Consider the following 16,157-nt stretch of genomic DNA (forward strand, 5'->3'; position numbering starts at 1 on the left):
CGGCGGCGACCCGACCCAGAGGAGCCATGGCCCCGCTCAGACTGCTCACCACCCTCCTACTCTTCGGCCTGGCGTCCGCCGCGGCGGCGGACCGGATCCACCACCACGAGCTGGACAACGGCCTGACCGTCCTTGTTCAGGAGGACCACCGCGGCGGCGTGGTCGCCTCGATGCTCTGGTATCACGTCGGCTCCGGACACGAGCATCGACCGATCACCGGCATCTCCCACGCCGTCGAACACATGATGTTCAAGGGCACTGAGGTGCGCGGGACCGGCGAGTTTGCACGCCTAATCGCCCGCGAGGGCGGGCGGACCAACGCCTTCACCGCCCGCGACTTCACCGGTTACTTCCAGCTGCTGGCCGCCGACCGCCTGGAACTGGCCCTGGAGCTCGAGGCCGAGCGCATGCACCGGCTGGTCTTCGACTCCGAGGAGTTCCAGCGCGAGATGCAGGTCATCCATGAGGAGCGCCGCCAGCGCGTGGACGACCCGCCCGAGGCCCGGGCCTTCGAGCGCTTCACCGCCACCGCGCACATGGCCAGCCCGTATCGCCACCCGATCATCGGCTGGCGCAAGGACCTGGACCGCCTGCGTCTCGAGGAGCTCGAGGCCTGGTATCAGCGTTGGTACACGCCGGGCAACGCCACCCTGGTGGTGGTCGGTGCCGTGGAACCCGAGCGGGTCTTCGAGCTGGCCGAGCGCCACTTCGGCGCGGTCCCCGCGGGCGAGGTCGAGCCGCCGCCGGAAGGGCGCGAGATCGCGACCGGCCCCGGTGAGCGGCGCATCGAGGTGCGCTTCGAGGATGCCCGCGTGCCGCTGCTCTTCCTCGGCTACAACGTCCCCTCGCTGGCCACGGCAGCCGAGCCCAGCGACGCCTACGCCCTGCTGCTCGCCGCCGAGCTGCTCGATGGCGGACGCTCCGCCCGGCTGCCCGAGGAACTGGTGCGCGGCCCCGGCCTGGCGACCAGCGCCTCAGTCGGCTACTCCCCGGTAGCACGCCTCGACACGCTGTTCTCGCTGGTGGCGAGGCCGTCCGAGGGCCACGACCTGGACGAGCTGGAATCCGCCCTGCGCGAGCAGGTTCGCCGGCTCCGCGACGATCCGGTGGAGGACTCGGAACTCGAGCGCGCCATCACCCGCCTGCTCGCGGCCGAGGTCTACGCCCAAGACGCCCCCATGGGGCGCGCCCAGCGCCTGGGCCGACTGGCCAGCACCGGGATCGGCTGGGAGGAGGCGCAGCGCTTCGAGGAGCGGGTGCGCGCGGTCACGCCGGAGGACATCCAGCGCGTCGCCCGCACCTACCTAGAACCGGAACGGCTCACCGTGGGCCGCCTGCTGCCCGGCGAGGAGGAGTGATGCGTCTGCTGGATCGATTGCGCGCCGCTGCCGTGGCCGCCACCACCCTGCTGGCCGTCCCCGCGCAGGCCGATCCGTTCGGACCTGAGGTGCAACGCTGGGACGGCCGCGAGGGGGCTGCCGTCTACTTCATCGAAGCCCGCGAACTCCCGATGGTGGACGTCCGGGTGATCCTTGACGCCGGCAGTGCCCGCGACCGCGGCACACCGGGCCTGGCCGGGCTCACCGCGCGCACCCTGGACCAGGGGGCCGGCGACATGGACGCCGGCGAACTGGCCCGCCGCCTGGAGGATGTCGGCGCGCGGCTGAACACCTCCGCCGGCCGCCACCAGGCCGAGGTCCATCTGCGCAGCCTCTCCGAAAGCGCTGCCCTGGACGCCTCAACGGAGCTGCTCGAGCAAGTGCTCGGCGCGCCGAGCTTCGACGACGCCGCCGTCGAGCGGGAGCGCAGGCGCATGCAGCAGGCCCTGCGGGCCGAGCGGCAGTCGGCCTCGCGCATCGCCCTGCGCTCGCTCTACGCGGCCATGTACGGCGATCACCCCTACGCCACTCCGGCCTCGGGCACCGAGGCGGGGCTGGACAGCCTGGACGCGGCGCGCGTGGCGGCCTTCCACGCGGAGCACTACGTCGCCGCCAACGCCAGCGTTGCCATCGTTGGTGATCTCGACCGCGAGGAGGCCGAAGCGCTGGCCGCCCGGCTCCTCGGCGCCATGGAGGCCGGCGAACCCGCGCCCTCGCTACCCGCCCCCCCGAGCGAGCCGAAAGAGACGGAGGTCCGCATCGACTTCCCCGCCTCGCAGACCGCGCTGATGATGGGCCTGCCCGCCATCGCCCGCGGCGAGGAGGAGCTGGAGTACCCGCTGCGGGTTGCCAATCACGTCCTCGGCGGCGGGGGCCTGGTCTCGCGGCTCTACCAGAGCATGCGCGAAGAGCGCGGCCTCTCCTACGCCTCTTCCTCGAGTCTCAACATCATGCCGCAGCGTGGCCCGTGGCTGATCCGTTCCACCGTCGAGGCTGGCCGCAGCGAGGAGGCCCTGGAGGTGCTGCGCGGGGAGATCGAGCGCCTGGCCCGGGACGGGCTGGACAGCGAGGAGATCGACGCGGCGGTGCGCCATCTAACCGGCGCCTTCCCGCTGAGCGTGGCGAACAACTCGGCCCTGGCCGGGCAGCTCAGCGTCCTGGCGGCAAACCGCCTGCCCGCCGATCACCTGGCGCGCTACATCCCGCGCATGGAGGCCGTCGATGAGCAGGCAATCCGCCGGGCCCTGGACGAGCGGCTGGACCTGGCGCGGATGGTCACCGTCCTGGTCGGCCCGGGGGTGGAGGACGCCGACGTGGAGATGGATCCGCCGTGAGCCGCCGACGCGGGAGCGAGCTGCGCATCATCGCCGGGCAGTGGCGGGGCCGACGCCTTCCGATCCCGGCCCAGGCCGGGGTCCGGCCGACCGGCGACCGGGTCCGCGAGACGCTGTTCAACTGGCTCGCGCCGATGCTGCCGGGGGCGCGCTGCTTGGACCTGTTCGCCGGCACCGGGGCACTGGGCCTGGAGGCGTTGTCGCGTGGCGCCGCCGAGGTGGTCCTGGTCGAGCGTGACCGGCGCATCGCCGACGGCTTGCGGGGCAACCTCACCACCCTGGCGGCGACGGGCGCCCGCATCGAGGTGGCCGACGGCGCCGACTACCTGCAGGGGCCTCCTGCAGCGCCCTTTGAGATCGTCTTCCTGGATCCGCCCTACGGCAGCGGGCTTCTGGAGGTGTGTTGCCAGCGGCTAGCCACGGCGGGATGGCTGACGCCCGGGGCGCAGATCTATATTGAAGACGATCGGAATGCGCCGACACCGGAACTGCCCGCCAGCTGGTCCGTGCACCGGGAAGGCCAGGCCGGACGCTGCCGCTTTCGGCTGCTGCGCGCGGACGGAACCAACCGAGATGAGGACTGAGGAGCCATTGATGGGCGTAACCGCCATCTACCCGGGGACCTTCGACCCGATCACCCACGGGCACACCGATCTGATCCAGCGCGGGGCGCGACTGTTCGACCGCCTGATCGTCGGCGTTGCCGCCAACCCCAGCCCCTCGAAGACCCCCACCTTCGCCGTGGAGGAACGCCTGGAGCTGGCCCGCACCGCGTTGGCCGGCGTCGACAATGTCCAGGTGGAGGCCTTCACCTCCCTGCTGGTGGACTTCGTAGCGCACCACGAGGCACAAGTCATCGTCCGGGGCCTGCGGGCCGTCTCCGATTTCGAATACGAGTTCCAGCTGGCAAGCATGAACCGCCAGCTGCGCGCCGACGTCGAGACTGTCTTCCTCACCCCGGCGGAGCAGTACGCGTTCATCTCCTCGAGCCTGGTCCGTGAGGTCGCCGCCCTGGGCGGCGATGTCTCGCGCTTCGTCCACCCGGCCGTGGCGGAGGCGCTGCGCCTGCGCGTCCGCCGCGTTCCCTGACCCGCACCCCGCGAAAAGGAGGGCGCCATGGCCTGGTCGTGGTTCAAGCCGCTGGTCTACGACAACAGCGTGCTCGAGGCGGCACAGCTGCTGCAGATCTCCGAGTACGACTTCTTCGCCCTCGCCCACTGGCACCAGTTCCGGCGCATTGCCAGGCGCGAGGACCTGGACCGTCTCTTCGGGCTGTACATGCGCGACCAGGACCGCACCCCACCGTGGGCGCGGGAACTGGCCCGGGAGATCATCGCCCGGGCCGACGAAGGGACCCTCGACCCACGGGACTACGGCGTCCGGGCCCCGGTCCCCAAGCTCGACGACCTGTTCCGGATGCTGCGCGACGTGTTCATCATCCTGCTGTTCATGACCCTGTTCGCCATCGGCCTGTGGCTGGGGCAGCCGGCGCTCTGAGCACGCTCAGCGCTGGCAGCGGGGGCAAAACCAGGTCCCGCGCTGCGCCACCCGGAGCTGGCGCAGCGCACTGGCGCAGGACGGGCAGCTGGAGCCGCCGTAGACCGACAGATCGACGGCGAAATACCCCGGCCGCCCCGCGCCGTCGGTGAAGTCGCGCAGGGTGGTGCCACCGGCCGCCAGCGCCGCCTCCAGAACCTCCCGCACGGCCCCGGCCAGGCGCTCGTACCGCACCCGCGCGATGCGCCCGGCGGCGCGATCCGGGCGGATCCCGGCACGAAAGAGCGCCTCGTTGGCGTAGATGTTCCCGACCCCGACCACCACGGTGGCATCCATCAGGAAGGCCTTCACCGCCACCCGGCGCCCCCGGGCGGCGCGGTGCAGATACGCGCCGTCGAACGCCGGCCCCAACGGTTCGGGCCCCAGGCGGGAGAGCAGCCGATGGGCCTCGGGGTCGCCCTCGCCGAGGAGCAGGCAGCCGAAACGCCGCGGGTCGGTCAGCCGCAGGGCGCGGCCGTCGTCGAGCACCAGATCGACGTGGTCATGCCGCCCGGGCGCATCGGTCGCCGCCACCAAGCGCAGGCTCCCGGACATGCCCAAGTGCAGCAGCAGCCAGGCGCCACCGGCGAGGCGGATGAGCAGGTACTTGGCGCGGCGTTCCAGGGCCACCACCGGCTCGCCGGCAACAGCGGCCTCCAGCCCGGCCGGGACGGGATAGCGCAACCGCGGCTGGCGCACCACGACGCGCTGCAGCGCCCGTCCGACCAGGTGCTCCTCCAGGCCACGGCGGATGGTCTCCACCTCGGGCAGCTCAGGCACGCGGCGTCTCCACCCGAATCACGACGACGACGGCGAGCCGCGCCGCCGCGGCGGGAGTCGATCGGCGCGCTCGGCCCGGGAGAGATGGGCCAGCCAGGCCCACTGGGCGTCCGCCCAGCGCAGCGCCTCGAGGTAGTGGTGATTGACCTGCAGCGGCTCGATACCGCTTCCGGCCAGGCGCTCCCAGTCGCCGCGCTCTTGGGCCAGCACCGCCGCGAGGATGCCGCCGTAAGGGCCTTCAAGCTCGAGCAGAGCCTGACGCACCTCGGTGCTCAGCGGCAACTCGGCACAGATGACCGACAGCGGCGCATCGAGCACCGCATCGAGCCCCGAGAACAGACCGATGGTGAACGCCGCTCCGGGGTCCGAGCCACCGTGGCGGTGCCGGACGAGCTGCTCGCAGGTGCGCGCACGCACCAGTAGGGCCACGATGCGCTCGGAGGGTTGATCGCCGTAGGAGGTCATGGCCAGCAGCACGGCCCAGTTGGCCAGCTGCCGCCGCCCCAGATAGAGCACGGCGGCACGGATGCTGTCGATATCCCGCGTGGGGAACAGCGGCGAGGCCAGGTAACGCAGGATCTTGTACGACAGCGAGACGTCCTGGCCGATGATCCGCTCGATCTCGCGGACATCCAGCTCCGGGCGCTGCAGCGAGGCGATCAGGCGCAGCAATGGCAGGCGGTTGTGCGGCACCGAGCGCCGCGAGAGGGTCGACGGCCGCGACAGGAAGAAGCCCTGGAAGTAATCGAACCCCGCGGCGCGGCAGAGCTCCATAACCTCCCGGCTCTCGATCTTCTCGGCGAGCAGGGCGGGCACCCCCTGGCGCTGCAGAGTCCGAGCGTGGCGGACGATCTCCTGCGGCGCCATACCGAGCACGTCCACCTTGACCATGTCCACGCAGGGCAGCAGGCGCTCCCGCCCCGAGCCGTCGAGCAAATAGTCATCCAGGGCAATGCGGTAGCCCTGCCGTGACAGCCGGCACAGCGCCCCCCTCAGCTCGGCGTCCGGCTCAATGTCCTCCAGGACCTCAAGGACCACCTCGTGCTGCGGGAACGGGACGGGCTGCTGCAGGAGGAATCGTCGGGTGAGGTTGAGATACGCCGGCTGCCCGCCGGTGACCGCGCGGAGCCCGATCTCCATGAAGGCGTTGAGGATGACCGTGGCAGTGGCGGCGTCGCCGTCGACAAAGCGGGCCGAGTCCTCGCGCCCTCCGCGGTAGAGGAGTTCGTAGCCGCAGACTCGCAGTTCGCGGTCGAACACCGGCTGACGAGCCAGGAAGACCTCCGACATGGCAGGGACTCTCCACGATGCAGCGTTGGGGGGCTGGCTGCAAGGGTCTTCGAGCCAGGCGGACCGGTCAAGCGCGATCGGAACCCCGAAACGACACGGGCCCGGTGCCGAAGGCAGCCGGGCCCGTTCGCCACACGGCGCATGGGGACACCGTCGGTGTTACTTGAGCTTGGTCTCGCGGTAGGTCACGTGCTTGCGCACCACCGGATCGTACTTCTTCATCTCAAGCTTGTGCGGGGTGTTCCGCTTGTTCTTGTCGGTGGTGTAGAAGTGGCCCGTGCCGGCGCTCGACACCAGCTTGATCTTTTCGCGTGCGCTCTTCCCGGCCATTAGACCCTCTCCCCACGGGCCCGCATGTCGGCGAGCACCGCGTCAATGCCGCGTTTATCGATGATCCGCATGCCCTTGGCGGAGACACGCAGCCGTACCCAGCGATTCTCGCTCTCCACCCAGTAGCGGTGATCGTGCAGATTGGGCAGAAAACGCCGGCGCGTCTTGTTGTTGGCGTGGGAAACGTTGTTTCCCGTACCCGGACGCTTGCCGGTGACTTGGCAGACCTTGGACATAACTACGCTCCTCAATCCCAGCTCGCCGGCAGCCGCCGGAAAAGGCGGTTTTTATACCAGCATCCGGCGGACAACGCAAGGAGTGCTTGCCGCGCCCGACCAGACCCCCTACGATTGCCCTGCCCATCGCTCCAGGGATGAGGGGAGGAGATTATAATGACACAAAGCGTGACTGATTCGGCACGCGACAACATGATCCGCCGCCAGATCCGCCCGTGGAACGTGCTCGAGCCGCGGGTGCTGGAGGTGCTGGAGGAGATCCCCCGAGAAGCGTTCGTGCCGGAGCACCTGCGCGGGATGGCGTACAGCGACCTGCAGCTGCCACTGGGCAACGGCGAGGTCATGATGGAGCCCCGCCTGGAGGGGCGGATGCTCCAGGAACTGGACCCGGCCCCGGGCGAGAAGGCGCTGGAGATCGGCACCGGCAGCGGCTACGTCACCGCCTGTCTGGCCCACCTGTGCGGCCACGTAACCAGCGTCGAGCTCCAAGCCGACCTGCACCGGCAGGCGCAGCAGCGGCTCGGGGCCGCCGGGCTGGGCGAGCAGATCGAGCTGGCCCAGGGCGACGCTGCCAGCGGCTGGCACGATGGCCAGCACTACGACGTGATCGCCGTCACTGGCTCCCTGCCGGAGCTCCACGACGGCTTCCACAGCTCGCTGACCATCGGCGGGCGTCTGTTCGTCATCGTCGGCAGCGGCCCGATGATGGAGGCCCTGCGCATCACGCGCACCGGGCCCAACGCCTGGTCCACCCAGAGCGTCTTCGATACCGCGGTACCGCCGCTGCGCGGCCTGACCAAGAGGAACCCATTCAAGCTTTGAGCGACACCGTGACCGCCCCCAAGGGCCGGCGCCGCGGGGCCCGGCCCACCCCGAAGGACGACCGCCTGCTGCAGCTGCGCTTCCTCCATCCGCGCTTCTGGGGGGTGTGGCTGCAGCTGGGTCTGCTGCGGGGCGTGGTGGCCCTGCCCCACCGGGCGCGCATGGCCATCGGCGCCGCGATCGGCGAACTCGCCTGGCATCTGGCGGGGGAGCGGCGCCGGCTGGCCCTGCGCAACCTGGAGCTGAGCTTCCCGGAACTCTCCGCCCAGCGCCGGCAGACCATCGCCCGGGAGAACTTCCGGCTGATGGGCATCGGCGTGGTGGAGACGGCCATGGGCTGGTGGCTGCCCATGGAGCGCATCGCCGAGCTCTTCGAGGTCCACGGCCAAGAGCATCTCGAGGCCGCACGCGACAGCGGTCGCGGCGTCCTGCTGCTGACCTGCCACATGCTTGGCCTGGAGCTCAGCGGCGCCCGGGTGCGTCAGATCACGCCGTTCAAGGCCCTTTACCGCGAGGACCGCAACCCGCTGGTGGCCACCCTGATCCGGCGCAATCGGCGCCGCCGCATCGAGGATGTGATCTCCAACCAAGACATGCGCGGCATGATCCGCGCGCTCAAGGGCGGCGACATCATCTGGTACGCGCCGGACGAGAACATCGCCCCGCGGCGCGGCGGCATCTTCGCGCCGTTTTTCGGCATCCAGGCGGCCACCACACCAGCCACCGCGCGACTGGCCGAGCGCACCGACTGCATCGTGCTGCCCTACTACCCGCAGCGGCTGCCGGGTGGGCGCTACCGGCTGGTCTTCGAGCCGCCACTGGAGGCCTTCCCCAGCGGCGACATCCACGCCGACACCGCGCGCATCAACCAACTGATCGAGCAATGGATCCGGCACCAGCCGGAGCAGTACTTCTGGGTACGTAAACGCTTCAAATCCCGACCCGAGGGTGAGCCCCCGCGCTACTGAACCGATGCTCAAACCCGTCTATACCGCCCTGCTCTACGGCCTGTCACCGCTGATCTGGCTGTGGCTGGTGCGCAGCACTCGCCAGCGCGGCGGCGCCCGCATGCGCCGCGAGCGCCGCGGATACTACGGACTGACCGAGGCGGACCAGCCGCTGTGGCTGCACTGCGCCTCGGTGGGCGAGGTGCGCACCGCAGCCCCGCTGGTCCACGCCCTCGCCGCGCGCCGACCCGGGCTGCCACTGCTGGTCACCACGGCCACCGCCACCGGCGCCGAGACCGCTGCCCACGTACTGCCCGCCGCCACCCGCCACGCCTACCTGCCACTGGACTGGCCCGGGGCGGTGCGCCGCTTTCTGGACACCTTCCAGCCGCGCGCGGCGGTGATCCTGGAGACGGAGATCTGGCCGAATCTCTATGCCGCCACCGCACGGCGAAGCATCCCGCTGCTGCTGGCCAACGCCCGGCTCTCCGATCGCACCGTCGAGGGGGCCGCGGTGATCCGGCGACTGCAGGGCAAGGCCCTGGCCCACGTCGATCTCATCCTGGCCCGCAGCACCCTGGACGCCCGGCGCTTCGCCGGCTTCGGCGTCCCCGCCGAGCGTCTGCACACCCTCGGCAGCCTGAAACTGGCCCCGCCGATCACCCCACCCCCGGAGCCGTTCGCCTTCCGGCGCCCGGCACTGGTGGCCGCCTCGACCCATGATGATGAGGAGATCCGCATCGCCAATTGCTGGGCCGAGGCGCGCAGGGAGCGGGACGTGCCGCAGCTGCTGGTCATCGTCCCGCGCCACCCAGAGCGCGGGCCGGCGATCCGTCAGTCGCTGCAGCAGGCCGGTTTCCGGGTGGCGCTGCGCTCGGCCGGCGAGGACTGGCAGTGGGCCGACATCTACGTAGCCGACACCCTGGGGGAGCTGGAGGCCTTTATGGCCGGCGCGGAGACGGTGATCATCGGCGGCTCGCTGATCCGCCGCGGCGGGCAAAACCTGGTGGAGCCGGCCCGGCTGGGCAAGCCCATCCTGTTCGGGCCGCACATGAGCAACTTTGCCGAAGAGTCGGAGCGGTTGCTGGCCGCCGGCGGGGCGCAGCGGTTCTTCGATGAGACCGACCTGCGCCACGCCATCGCCGAGCTGGCACAGGATCCCCGGACCCGCCGGGAGATGGGCGAGCAGGCGGCAGCCACGGTGCAGGCGGCGCAGGACACCGCCGGCCTCTACGCCGACGCCATCCTCGCCCACGTTGAGTCGCGCGCCGGAGCGCCGCCGACCGGGGACTAACCCGGCGGTTCGGCGCGGAACGGCGGGCAGCGCTGGGGGCGTAGTACCCCGCGGATACGCGGATAGCAGGGCAGTCCGCGCTCGAACGGCGGATAGTCCTCGCCCTCGATCAGCGGTCGCAGGTAGTCGCGACAGGCGGCGGTGATGCCGTAGCCGTCCGGCGAGATGAACGAGGGCGGCAACCCGCGCTCGATGCTCGCCACCTCCTCGAGCGGTACCCGGTCGATGGACCAGCGATACGGCTGGTCCGATTCACGGCGGATCACCGGCATGAAGCCATGCCGGCCGGCCACCACCCCTTCCACGGCAGCCCGCCCGACGGCGTAGGCCTGCTCGACATCGGTGCGCGAGGCCAGATGCCGGGCCGCCCGCTGAATGTAGTCCACCACCGACCAGTGCAGCTTGTGCCCCGTCTCCTGGCGGATGATCTCGGCGAGCCGCGGCGCCACGCCGCCGAGCTGCGTATAGGCGTAGATGTCATGGCTCTGCGCCACCGAGAACAGGGAGCCATCCGGGTTCTTCAGCCCCTCCGAGGCAACCACCACGCAGTAGCCGTGGGTGCGGATCGCCATCTGCAGCTGGGTCAGGAAGTCACCCAGATCGAAGGGGCTCTCGGGGAAGAGGATCAGCATTGGCGGCCGGCCGTCATACTCCTGAGCCAGTGCCGCCGCCGCCGCCAACCACCCGGCGTGACGCCCCATCACCTCGAGGATGAAGACCCGGGTCGAGGTGGTGTGGGCCGACTCGACGTCGAGGCTTGCCTCGCGGACCACGGTGGCGATGAACTTCGCCGCCGACCCGAACCCAGGGCTGGTATCCGTCATGCCCAGGTCATTGTCGATGGTCTTGGGCACACCGACGGCGGTGATGGGGTAACCGAGTTCGTCGCCGATGCGCGCGACCTTGTGGGCGGTATCCATGGAGCCGCCACCGCCGTTGTAGAAGAAGTAGCCGATGTCGTGGGCGTGGAAGACCTCCACCAGGCGCTCGTACTGCGCCCGGTCCGCGTGGAGATCGCCGAGGTCGAAGCGGCACGACCCGAACGCGCCACCGGGCGTGTGGCGCAGCGCGGCGAGAGTCAGCGGATCCTCCTCGTCGAGGTCGATGATCTCCTCCTCGAGCACCCCGAGGATCCCGTTGCGGGCCGCATAGCAGGTGCCGAAATGGGCCGGATGGCCGCGCACCGCCTCGATGACGCCCCAGGCGCTGGCGTTGATGACCGCCGAGACGCCGCCGGACTGAGCATATAGTGCGTTCTTTGGCATGCGATCAGACTTGTGTGTTGACGCTTATGGGCTTGCGCACCAATGTACCGGAGGAATGCGCCGAACGCTTGCCGCCGCCGCGCCATCGGCGGCGGATGTCCTCGGTTGATATTAAAGAAGCCATGGAAACCGCACGCCAGGGGAGAAAACCATGCACATCGGTACGACTCTGACCAACTACATCATCGAGACGCAGCGCAACCTGCCGGAGGCCACCGGCGAATTCACCGGCCTGCTCAACGACATCTCCGTCGCCTGCAAGCGCATCGCGGACCTGGTCAACAAGGGCGACCTGGTCGGCATGCTTGGGTCGGCGGACTCGGAGAACGTCCAGGGCGAGACCCAGAAGAAGCTCGACGTGGTCACCAACGAGGTCTTCATCGAGGCCCTGACCCAGAACGGCCACATCGCCGGGCTCGTCTCCGAGGAGATGGACGACATCTACCCCCTGCCCAACCCGTCCCAGCGGGGCCGCTACCTGCTGCTGTGCGATCCGCTCGACGGCTCGTCGAACATCGACGTGAACGTCTCCGTGGGCACGATCTTCTCCATCGTCCGCGCCCCGCAGGGCAGCGAAAAGCCCTCGACCGGGGACTTCCTCCAGCGCGGCACGGAGCAGGTGGCCGCCGGCTACTGCCTCTACGGGCCGTCAACGATCCTGGTGCTCGCGGTCAAGGGCCAGGGCGTGCAGATGTTCACGCTCAACCGCGACTTCGGCGAGTTCATCCTTACCCGCAAGGACGTGCAGATCCCGGAGGACACCAAGGAATTCGCCATCAACGTCTCCAACCAGCGTCACTGGGAGGAACCGGTCCAGCGCTACATCGATGAGTGCCTCCAGGGCAAGGAGGGGCCGCGGGGCAAGGACTTCAACATGCGCTGGGTGGCCTCGATGGTCGCCGAGGTCCACCGCATCCTCTGCCGCGGGGGGGTGTTCATGTACCCGCTCGACGCCAAGATCAAGGCCAAGGGACAAAGCGGCCGCCTGCGCCTGATGTACGAGGCCAATCCCATGAGCCTCATCGTCGAGCAGGCCGGCGGCGCCGCGACCACCGGCCGGCAGCGGATCCTTGAGCTCGATCCGACCGACATCCACGAGCGGGCACCGGTGGTCCTCGGCTCCAAAAACGAGGTGGAGCAGGTTACTAGCTACCACCGGGAGGGCTGACGCGCGCCCGAACCGGACGCCCTGCGCCCCGCCCGGAGGCGCAGGGCGTTCACGCCCAGTCGCGGGGGACCAGATACGCCTCCGTCAGACGGGCCTCCGGACTCCCGGGTTCTGGCTCAAAGCCGTACTCCCAGCGCACCCGGGGCGGCAGCGACATCAGGATCGATTCGGTCCGCCCCTCCGACTGGATCCCGAACCGGGTCCCGCGATCCTGCAGGAGGTTGAACTCCACGTACCGGCCCCGCCGGTAGAGCTGGAACTCCCGCTCGCGCTCACCGTAGGGATGGTCGCGGCGGGACTCGACGATGGGACCGTAGCCGTCCAGGAACGCCCCACCTACCGCCTGCACGAAGCGGAAGCTCGCCTCGAACCCCCAGTCGTTGAGATCGTCGAAGAACAGCCCGCCGATGCCGCGCTGCTCATCGCGGTGGGGCAGCCGGAAGTACTCGTCGCACCAGCGCTTGAACGTCGGATAGACGGTTTCGCCGAACGGCTCGCAGGCCGCCCGGGCCTGGCGGTGGAAGTGGCGGCAGTCGTCGTCGAAGGGGTAGTACGGGGTCAGATCGAAGCCGCCGCCGAACCACCACTGGGCGCCGCAACCCGGCTCGCCGGCGACGAACAGGCGCAGGTTAGCGTGGGTGGTCGGCACATACGGGTTCCACGGGTGCAGCACCAGCGATACACCCACCGCCTCGTAGGGCTGGCCGGCCAGATCAGCGCGTCGCTCGGTGGCCGTATCGGGCAGCGCATCGCCCCGGACGTGGGAGAAATTCACCCCACCCTGCTCGATCACCCGCCCGCCCTTGAGCACGCGGCTCTCGCCGCCACCGCCTCCGGGGCGCTGCCAGCGGTCGGCGTGGAAGGCACCGCGTCCGTCCCAGCTCTCGATGGCTCTGCAGACCCGCCCCTGCCAGGTCACCAGCCAATCGTGCACACGCTGCAGGCCGTCAGCCGGCATCGCATCCGTCATTCCACGCTCCGTTCCAGGCAGGCGTAGAAGAAACCGTCCATGCCCTGTTCGCCGGGCAGGATCTGGCACCCGGCGCCGGTGCGGCGGCCAACCGCCGGCAACGGTCCCCGCGAGGCGTCGGGCTGCTCGGCCAGGAACCCGGCCACCACCGCTTCGTTCTCTTCGGGAAAGATCGAGCAGGTGGCGTAGACCAGCCGCCCGCCCGGCGCCAGGACCCGCCAAAGGGCGTCGAGCAGCTGGCGCTGCGCCGGGGCCATGCGCGCCGGATCGTCGGCCCGGCGCAGCCATTTGATATCGGGGTGGCGGCGGATCACGCCGCTGCCCGTACACGGAGCGTCGAGGAGGATGCGCTGAAACGGCTCGCCGTCCCACCAGGCATCGGGATTGGCGGCGTCGGCGGCCACGCAGTGGGCCTCGTGGCCGGCGCGGGCGAGGTTGTCGCGCACCTGCCGCAGCCGGCGCGCCGAGCGGTCGAGTGCGGTCACCGTCGCCGCCGGGGCGTGTTCGAGCAGGTGCACCGTCTTGCCGCCGGGGGCGGCACAGGCGTCGAGCACGCGATCGCCGGGCTGCGGGTCGAGCAGGGGGGCAGCGAGCTGCGCGGCCTCGTCCTGCACCGATAGCCACCCCTCGGCGAACCCGGGCAGGCGGGCCACAGGTACCGGATCGTCGAGAATCACCGCGGTGGGTGCGACGGCCCCGGGCTGTGCCGCGACCCCGCGCTCGGCCAGCGCTTCCAGGCACGCCGGGCGGGGGATACGGGCGCGGTCCACGCGCAGGGTCATCGGCGGGTGGGCATTGCCGGCCTCGGCCACCGCGGGCCAATCCTCCGGCCAGGCGCCACGCAGGTGCTCGGCCAGCCAGCCCGGGAGTGCGTACCGCGTGGCCTCGTCCGTCGGCAGGGGCGGAGTGGCCTTGTGCAGCTTGCGCAGTACGGCATTCACCATGCCGGCGGCCCGGGCCCGACGCAGCCTGCGCGCCGCGTCGACGGACTCCGAGACCGCCGCGTGGGCCGGTGTGGCAAGCCCCTGGGCCTCCCACGCACCAAGCACCAGCAGAGCGCGCAGCAGCGGATCCCGTCGCCAGTCATCGCGGGGGGTGAGGGTGGCCACCTGGGCCTCCAGCCGGGTCAGCCAGCGCAGCGCCCCGTAGACCAGCGCCTGGAGCAGCGGCCGGTCGCGCTCGGCGACGCGGGTGAACTGCCCCTCAAGGGCCTCGTCCAGGGTCTCGCCGCGCTCCAGCACCCGCTCGAGGACGTGCACCGCGGCCACCCGCGGAGGGGTACTCACTGAACGCGCTCTCCCGGCGCCAGGCGGCGCCCGTTGAGGTAATCGGCAGCGCTCTGCTCACGGCCACCGGCTGGCTTAAGCCGCGTGATACACAGCCGCCCCTCGCCGGTGGCGACCTCGATGCCACTGCCACTGGCCGCCGCCACGGTACCGGCCTGATCGTCGGGGCGGCCGGGGCAAGCCCGCGCCGCCAGCACCCGCACCTGCGTCCCCCCCAGATGGATCCGCGCCCCGGGCACCGGCGCCAGTGCGCGCACGCGGCGTTCCAGCTGTTCCGCCGGCTCGGCGGGGTCGAGCCAGCTCTCGGCCTGGGTCAGCTTGGCGGCGTAGGTGGCGCCCTCCTCGGATTGGGGCTCCGGGGTGATGGCTCCGGCCAGGATGTCCGCCAGGTGCGCGACCAGCAGGTCGGCGCCGATCCGGGCCAGTCGATCGTGGAGGGACCCGGCGGTCTCGTCGGCGCTGATGGGAGTCCCCTCGCGGGCGAGCATCGGTCCGGTATCCAGGCCCTCGTCCATCTGCATCAGGGTCACGCCGGTCTGCTCGTCGCCGGCGAGCAGGGCGCGCTGGATGGGCGCCGCCCCCCGCCAGCGCGGCAGCAGCGAGGCGTGGACATTCACGCACCCGCAGCGTGGTGCATCCAGCACGTTGCGCCGCAGGATCTGGCCGTAGGCCACCACCACCATCAGGTCGGGTGCCAGCTCACGGATCCGCGCTGCCTCCTCGTCGCCGAGGCGCTCGGGCTGGTGAACGGTCAGCCCGTGCCGGTCGGCGGCACGCTTGACCGGCGGCGGCGTCAGCCGGCGTCCCCGACCGGCGGGGCGATCAGGCTGGGTGAAAACAGCCACCGGCGGCACGCCGGCCTCGACCAGAGCATCGAGGCCGGGCACCGCGAACTCCGGCGTTCCCGCAAAGATGATCCGTGCCGCCATCAGCCCGCCGCGCTGAACCGCTCACGCTTCTCCATACGCTTGCGCACCCGCTTGCGCTTGAGCTCGGAGAGGTAATCGATGAACAGCCGACCTTCGAGGTGGTCGATCTCGTGCTGCAGGCAGACGGCCAGGGTGCCCTCAGCCTCGTCCTCGACCACCCGGCCATCGCGCTCCAGCGCCCGGTAACGCACCCGCGTTGCCCGCGCAACGTCGTCGTAGTAGCCCGGAATGGACAGGCACCCCTCCTCGCCACTGGCCTCACCGGTGGCCTCGAGGATTTCCGGATTGACCAGCACCCGCGGCTCGTCGCGCTCCTCGGAGACGTCGATCACCACCACCCGCCGGCGGTCCCCCACCTGCGTGGCGGCCAGCCCGATGCCGCGAGCCTCGTACATGGTTTCAAGCATGTCGTCTGCCAGACGGCGGACGGCGTCATCGACCTCCGCGACGGGCTCGGCCCGCTCGCGGAGGCGGGGGTCGGGGTAAACAAGGATATCGAGGAGGGCCATGAGCGATGCTGCGCCTATTGTTGAGTGACGCATCGATTGTAACGCACCGGCGCACGGAGGGCAGCCACAACCTGGAATGCTT

Annotated in this window: 18 protein-coding genes; 9 read left to right on the top strand and 9 right to left on the bottom strand. The window is 70.5% G+C overall.

Annotated elements, in window-relative coordinates; translation table 11 throughout:
* Positions 1–26 precede the first annotated feature (26 nt).
* From LRG10_RS06810 to LRG10_RS06830, 5 genes are read left to right on the top strand one after another with little or no spacing between them, the layout of a single operon-like run.
* On the top strand, positions 27–1,358 hold the full coding sequence (locus tag LRG10_RS06810) for a pitrilysin family protein (RefSeq protein WP_201173253.1): 1,332 nt from the start codon (positions 27–29) through the stop codon (positions 1,356–1,358).
* Entirely contained in the window at positions 1,358–2,713 is a 1,356-nt protein-coding gene (locus LRG10_RS06815; RefSeq protein WP_201173255.1) for a pitrilysin family protein, read from the top strand. The genes LRG10_RS06810 and LRG10_RS06815 overlap by 1 nt, the downstream gene beginning before the upstream one ends.
* Positions 2,710–3,297, top strand: coding sequence for a 16S rRNA (guanine(966)-N(2))-methyltransferase RsmD (gene rsmD, locus LRG10_RS06820; RefSeq protein ID WP_201173270.1), 588 nt, complete (start codon positions 2,710–2,712; stop codon positions 3,295–3,297). The genes LRG10_RS06815 and rsmD overlap by 4 nt, the downstream gene beginning before the upstream one ends.
* 10 nt (positions 3,298–3,307) lie before the next feature.
* Positions 3,308–3,802 carry a pantetheine-phosphate adenylyltransferase gene (gene coaD / locus LRG10_RS06825; RefSeq protein ID WP_201173285.1) on the top strand — a complete coding sequence of 165 codons (495 nt, stop codon included), beginning with the start codon at positions 3,308–3,310 and terminating at the stop codon, positions 3,800–3,802.
* A 27-nt stretch (positions 3,803–3,829) separates the two neighbouring features.
* A complete protein-coding gene (locus LRG10_RS06830; RefSeq protein WP_201173288.1) occupies positions 3,830–4,210 on the top strand; it encodes a hypothetical protein in 381 nt (126 codons plus the stop codon).
* A gap of 6 nt (positions 4,211–4,216) precedes the next feature.
* On the opposite strand, the gene mutM is transcribed toward LRG10_RS06830, so the two are convergent.
* From mutM to rpmB, 4 genes are all read right to left on the bottom strand, one after another.
* Positions 4,217–5,029: a bifunctional DNA-formamidopyrimidine glycosylase/DNA-(apurinic or apyrimidinic site) lyase gene (mutM, locus tag LRG10_RS06835; RefSeq protein WP_201173298.1), complete on the bottom strand. Its 813-nt coding sequence runs from the start codon at positions 5,027–5,029 to the stop codon at positions 4,217–4,219.
* Positions 5,030–5,047: 18 nt separating this feature from the next.
* Entirely contained in the window at positions 5,048–6,319 is a 1,272-nt protein-coding gene (locus LRG10_RS06840) for an EAL and HDOD domain-containing protein (protein WP_201173300.1), read from the bottom strand.
* A gap of 159 nt (positions 6,320–6,478) precedes the next feature.
* Entirely contained in the window at positions 6,479–6,649 is a 171-nt protein-coding gene (rpmG, locus tag LRG10_RS06845) for a 50S ribosomal protein L33 (protein ID WP_011815098.1), read from the bottom strand.
* On the bottom strand, positions 6,649–6,885 hold the full coding sequence (rpmB, locus tag LRG10_RS06850) for a 50S ribosomal protein L28 (protein WP_201173302.1): 237 nt from the start codon (positions 6,883–6,885) through the stop codon (positions 6,649–6,651). Before rpmB ends, rpmG begins: the two co-directional genes overlap by 1 nt.
* Before the next feature lie 156 nt (positions 6,886–7,041).
* Between rpmB and LRG10_RS06855 the strand changes: the two genes are divergently transcribed.
* The 3 genes from LRG10_RS06855 to LRG10_RS06865 are packed head-to-tail and all read left to right on the top strand — an operon-like array spanning position 7,042 to position 9,948.
* A complete protein-coding gene (locus LRG10_RS06855; RefSeq protein ID WP_201173305.1) occupies positions 7,042–7,707 on the top strand; it encodes a protein-L-isoaspartate O-methyltransferase in 666 nt (221 codons plus the stop codon).
* Positions 7,704–8,675 (top strand): LpxL/LpxP family Kdo(2)-lipid IV(A) lauroyl/palmitoleoyl acyltransferase, encoded by a 972-nt coding sequence (gene lpxL / locus LRG10_RS06860; protein WP_238635011.1) that lies wholly within the window; start codon positions 7,704–7,706, stop codon positions 8,673–8,675. Before LRG10_RS06855 ends, lpxL begins: the two co-directional genes overlap by 4 nt.
* 4 nt (positions 8,676–8,679) lie before the next feature.
* Complete coding sequence (locus tag LRG10_RS06865; RefSeq protein WP_201241829.1) at positions 8,680–9,948, top strand: 3-deoxy-D-manno-octulosonic acid transferase; 1,269 nt, start codon at positions 8,680–8,682, stop codon at positions 9,946–9,948.
* On the opposite strand, the gene LRG10_RS06870 is transcribed toward LRG10_RS06865, so the two are convergent.
* Positions 9,945–11,213, bottom strand: a complete 1,269-nt coding sequence (locus LRG10_RS06870) for a 6-phosphofructokinase (protein WP_201173325.1) — start codon at positions 11,211–11,213, stop codon at positions 9,945–9,947. The two genes, LRG10_RS06865 and LRG10_RS06870, sit on opposite strands and share 4 nt — an antisense overlap.
* Positions 11,214–11,364: 151 nt before the next feature.
* On the opposite strand from LRG10_RS06870, the gene LRG10_RS06875 reads away from it, so the two are divergent.
* Positions 11,365–12,381: a class 1 fructose-bisphosphatase gene (locus LRG10_RS06875; protein WP_201173327.1), complete on the top strand. Its 1,017-nt coding sequence runs from the start codon at positions 11,365–11,367 to the stop codon at positions 12,379–12,381.
* A 49-nt stretch (positions 12,382–12,430) separates the two neighbouring features.
* On the opposite strand, the gene hemF is transcribed toward LRG10_RS06875, so the two are convergent.
* The 4 genes from hemF to def are packed head-to-tail and all read right to left on the bottom strand — an operon-like array spanning position 12,431 to position 16,075.
* A complete protein-coding gene (hemF, locus tag LRG10_RS06880; protein WP_201173329.1) occupies positions 12,431–13,351 on the bottom strand; it encodes an oxygen-dependent coproporphyrinogen oxidase in 921 nt (306 codons plus the stop codon).
* Entirely contained in the window at positions 13,348–14,637 is a 1,290-nt protein-coding gene (gene rsmB / locus LRG10_RS06885; RefSeq protein WP_201173331.1) for a 16S rRNA (cytosine(967)-C(5))-methyltransferase RsmB, read from the bottom strand. Before rsmB ends, hemF begins: the two co-directional genes overlap by 4 nt.
* Entirely contained in the window at positions 14,634–15,566 is a 933-nt protein-coding gene (gene fmt / locus LRG10_RS06890; RefSeq protein ID WP_201173333.1) for a methionyl-tRNA formyltransferase, read from the bottom strand. The genes rsmB and fmt overlap by 4 nt, the downstream gene beginning before the upstream one ends.
* Positions 15,566–16,075, bottom strand: coding sequence for a peptide deformylase (gene def / locus LRG10_RS06895; RefSeq protein ID WP_201173335.1), 510 nt, complete (start codon positions 16,073–16,075; stop codon positions 15,566–15,568). Before def ends, fmt begins: the two co-directional genes overlap by 1 nt.
* Positions 16,076–16,157 lie beyond the last annotated feature (82 nt).

It is taken from the genome of Halorhodospira sp. 9628, from assembly GCF_022228075.1.
GTDB classification, from domain to species: domain Bacteria; phylum Pseudomonadota; class Gammaproteobacteria; order Nitrococcales; family Halorhodospiraceae; genus Halorhodospira; species Halorhodospira halophila_A.

What these genes read in the sequence shown, in the direction of transcription:
- LRG10_RS06810 (WP_201173253.1), top strand. Translation starts at nt 27, where the DNA reads ATGGCCCCGCTCAGACTGCTCACCACCCTCCTACTCTTCGGCCTGGCG.
- LRG10_RS06815 (WP_201173255.1), top strand. Translation starts at nt 1,358, where the DNA reads ATGCGTCTGCTGGATCGATTGCGCGCCGCTGCCGTGGCCGCCACCACC.
- coaD (WP_201173285.1), top strand. Translation starts at nt 3,308, where the DNA reads ATGGGCGTAACCGCCATCTACCCGGGGACCTTCGACCCGATCACCCAC.
- LRG10_RS06830 (WP_201173288.1), top strand. Translation starts at nt 3,830, where the DNA reads ATGGCCTGGTCGTGGTTCAAGCCGCTGGTCTACGACAACAGCGTGCTC.
- LRG10_RS06840 (WP_201173300.1), bottom strand. Translation starts at nt 6,319, where the DNA reads ATGTCGGAGGTCTTCCTGGCTCGTCAGCCGGTGTTCGACCGCGAACTG.
- rpmG (WP_011815098.1), bottom strand. Translation starts at nt 6,649, where the DNA reads ATGGCCGGGAAGAGCGCACGCGAAAAGATCAAGCTGGTGTCGAGCGCC.
- rpmB (WP_201173302.1), bottom strand. Translation starts at nt 6,885, where the DNA reads ATGTCCAAGGTCTGCCAAGTCACCGGCAAGCGTCCGGGTACGGGAAAC.
- LRG10_RS06855 (WP_201173305.1), top strand. Translation starts at nt 7,042, where the DNA reads ATGACACAAAGCGTGACTGATTCGGCACGCGACAACATGATCCGCCGC.
- LRG10_RS06865 (WP_201241829.1), top strand. Translation starts at nt 8,680, where the DNA reads ATGCTCAAACCCGTCTATACCGCCCTGCTCTACGGCCTGTCACCGCTG.
- LRG10_RS06870 (WP_201173325.1), bottom strand. Translation starts at nt 11,213, where the DNA reads ATGCCAAAGAACGCACTATATGCTCAGTCCGGCGGCGTCTCGGCGGTC.
- LRG10_RS06875 (WP_201173327.1), top strand. Translation starts at nt 11,365, where the DNA reads ATGCACATCGGTACGACTCTGACCAACTACATCATCGAGACGCAGCGC.
- hemF (WP_201173329.1), bottom strand. Translation starts at nt 13,351, where the DNA reads ATGACGGATGCGATGCCGGCTGACGGCCTGCAGCGTGTGCACGATTGG.
- fmt (WP_201173333.1), bottom strand. Translation starts at nt 15,566, where the DNA reads ATGGCGGCACGGATCATCTTTGCGGGAACGCCGGAGTTCGCGGTGCCC.
- def (WP_201173335.1), bottom strand. Translation starts at nt 16,075, where the DNA reads ATGGCCCTCCTCGATATCCTTGTTTACCCCGACCCCCGCCTCCGCGAG.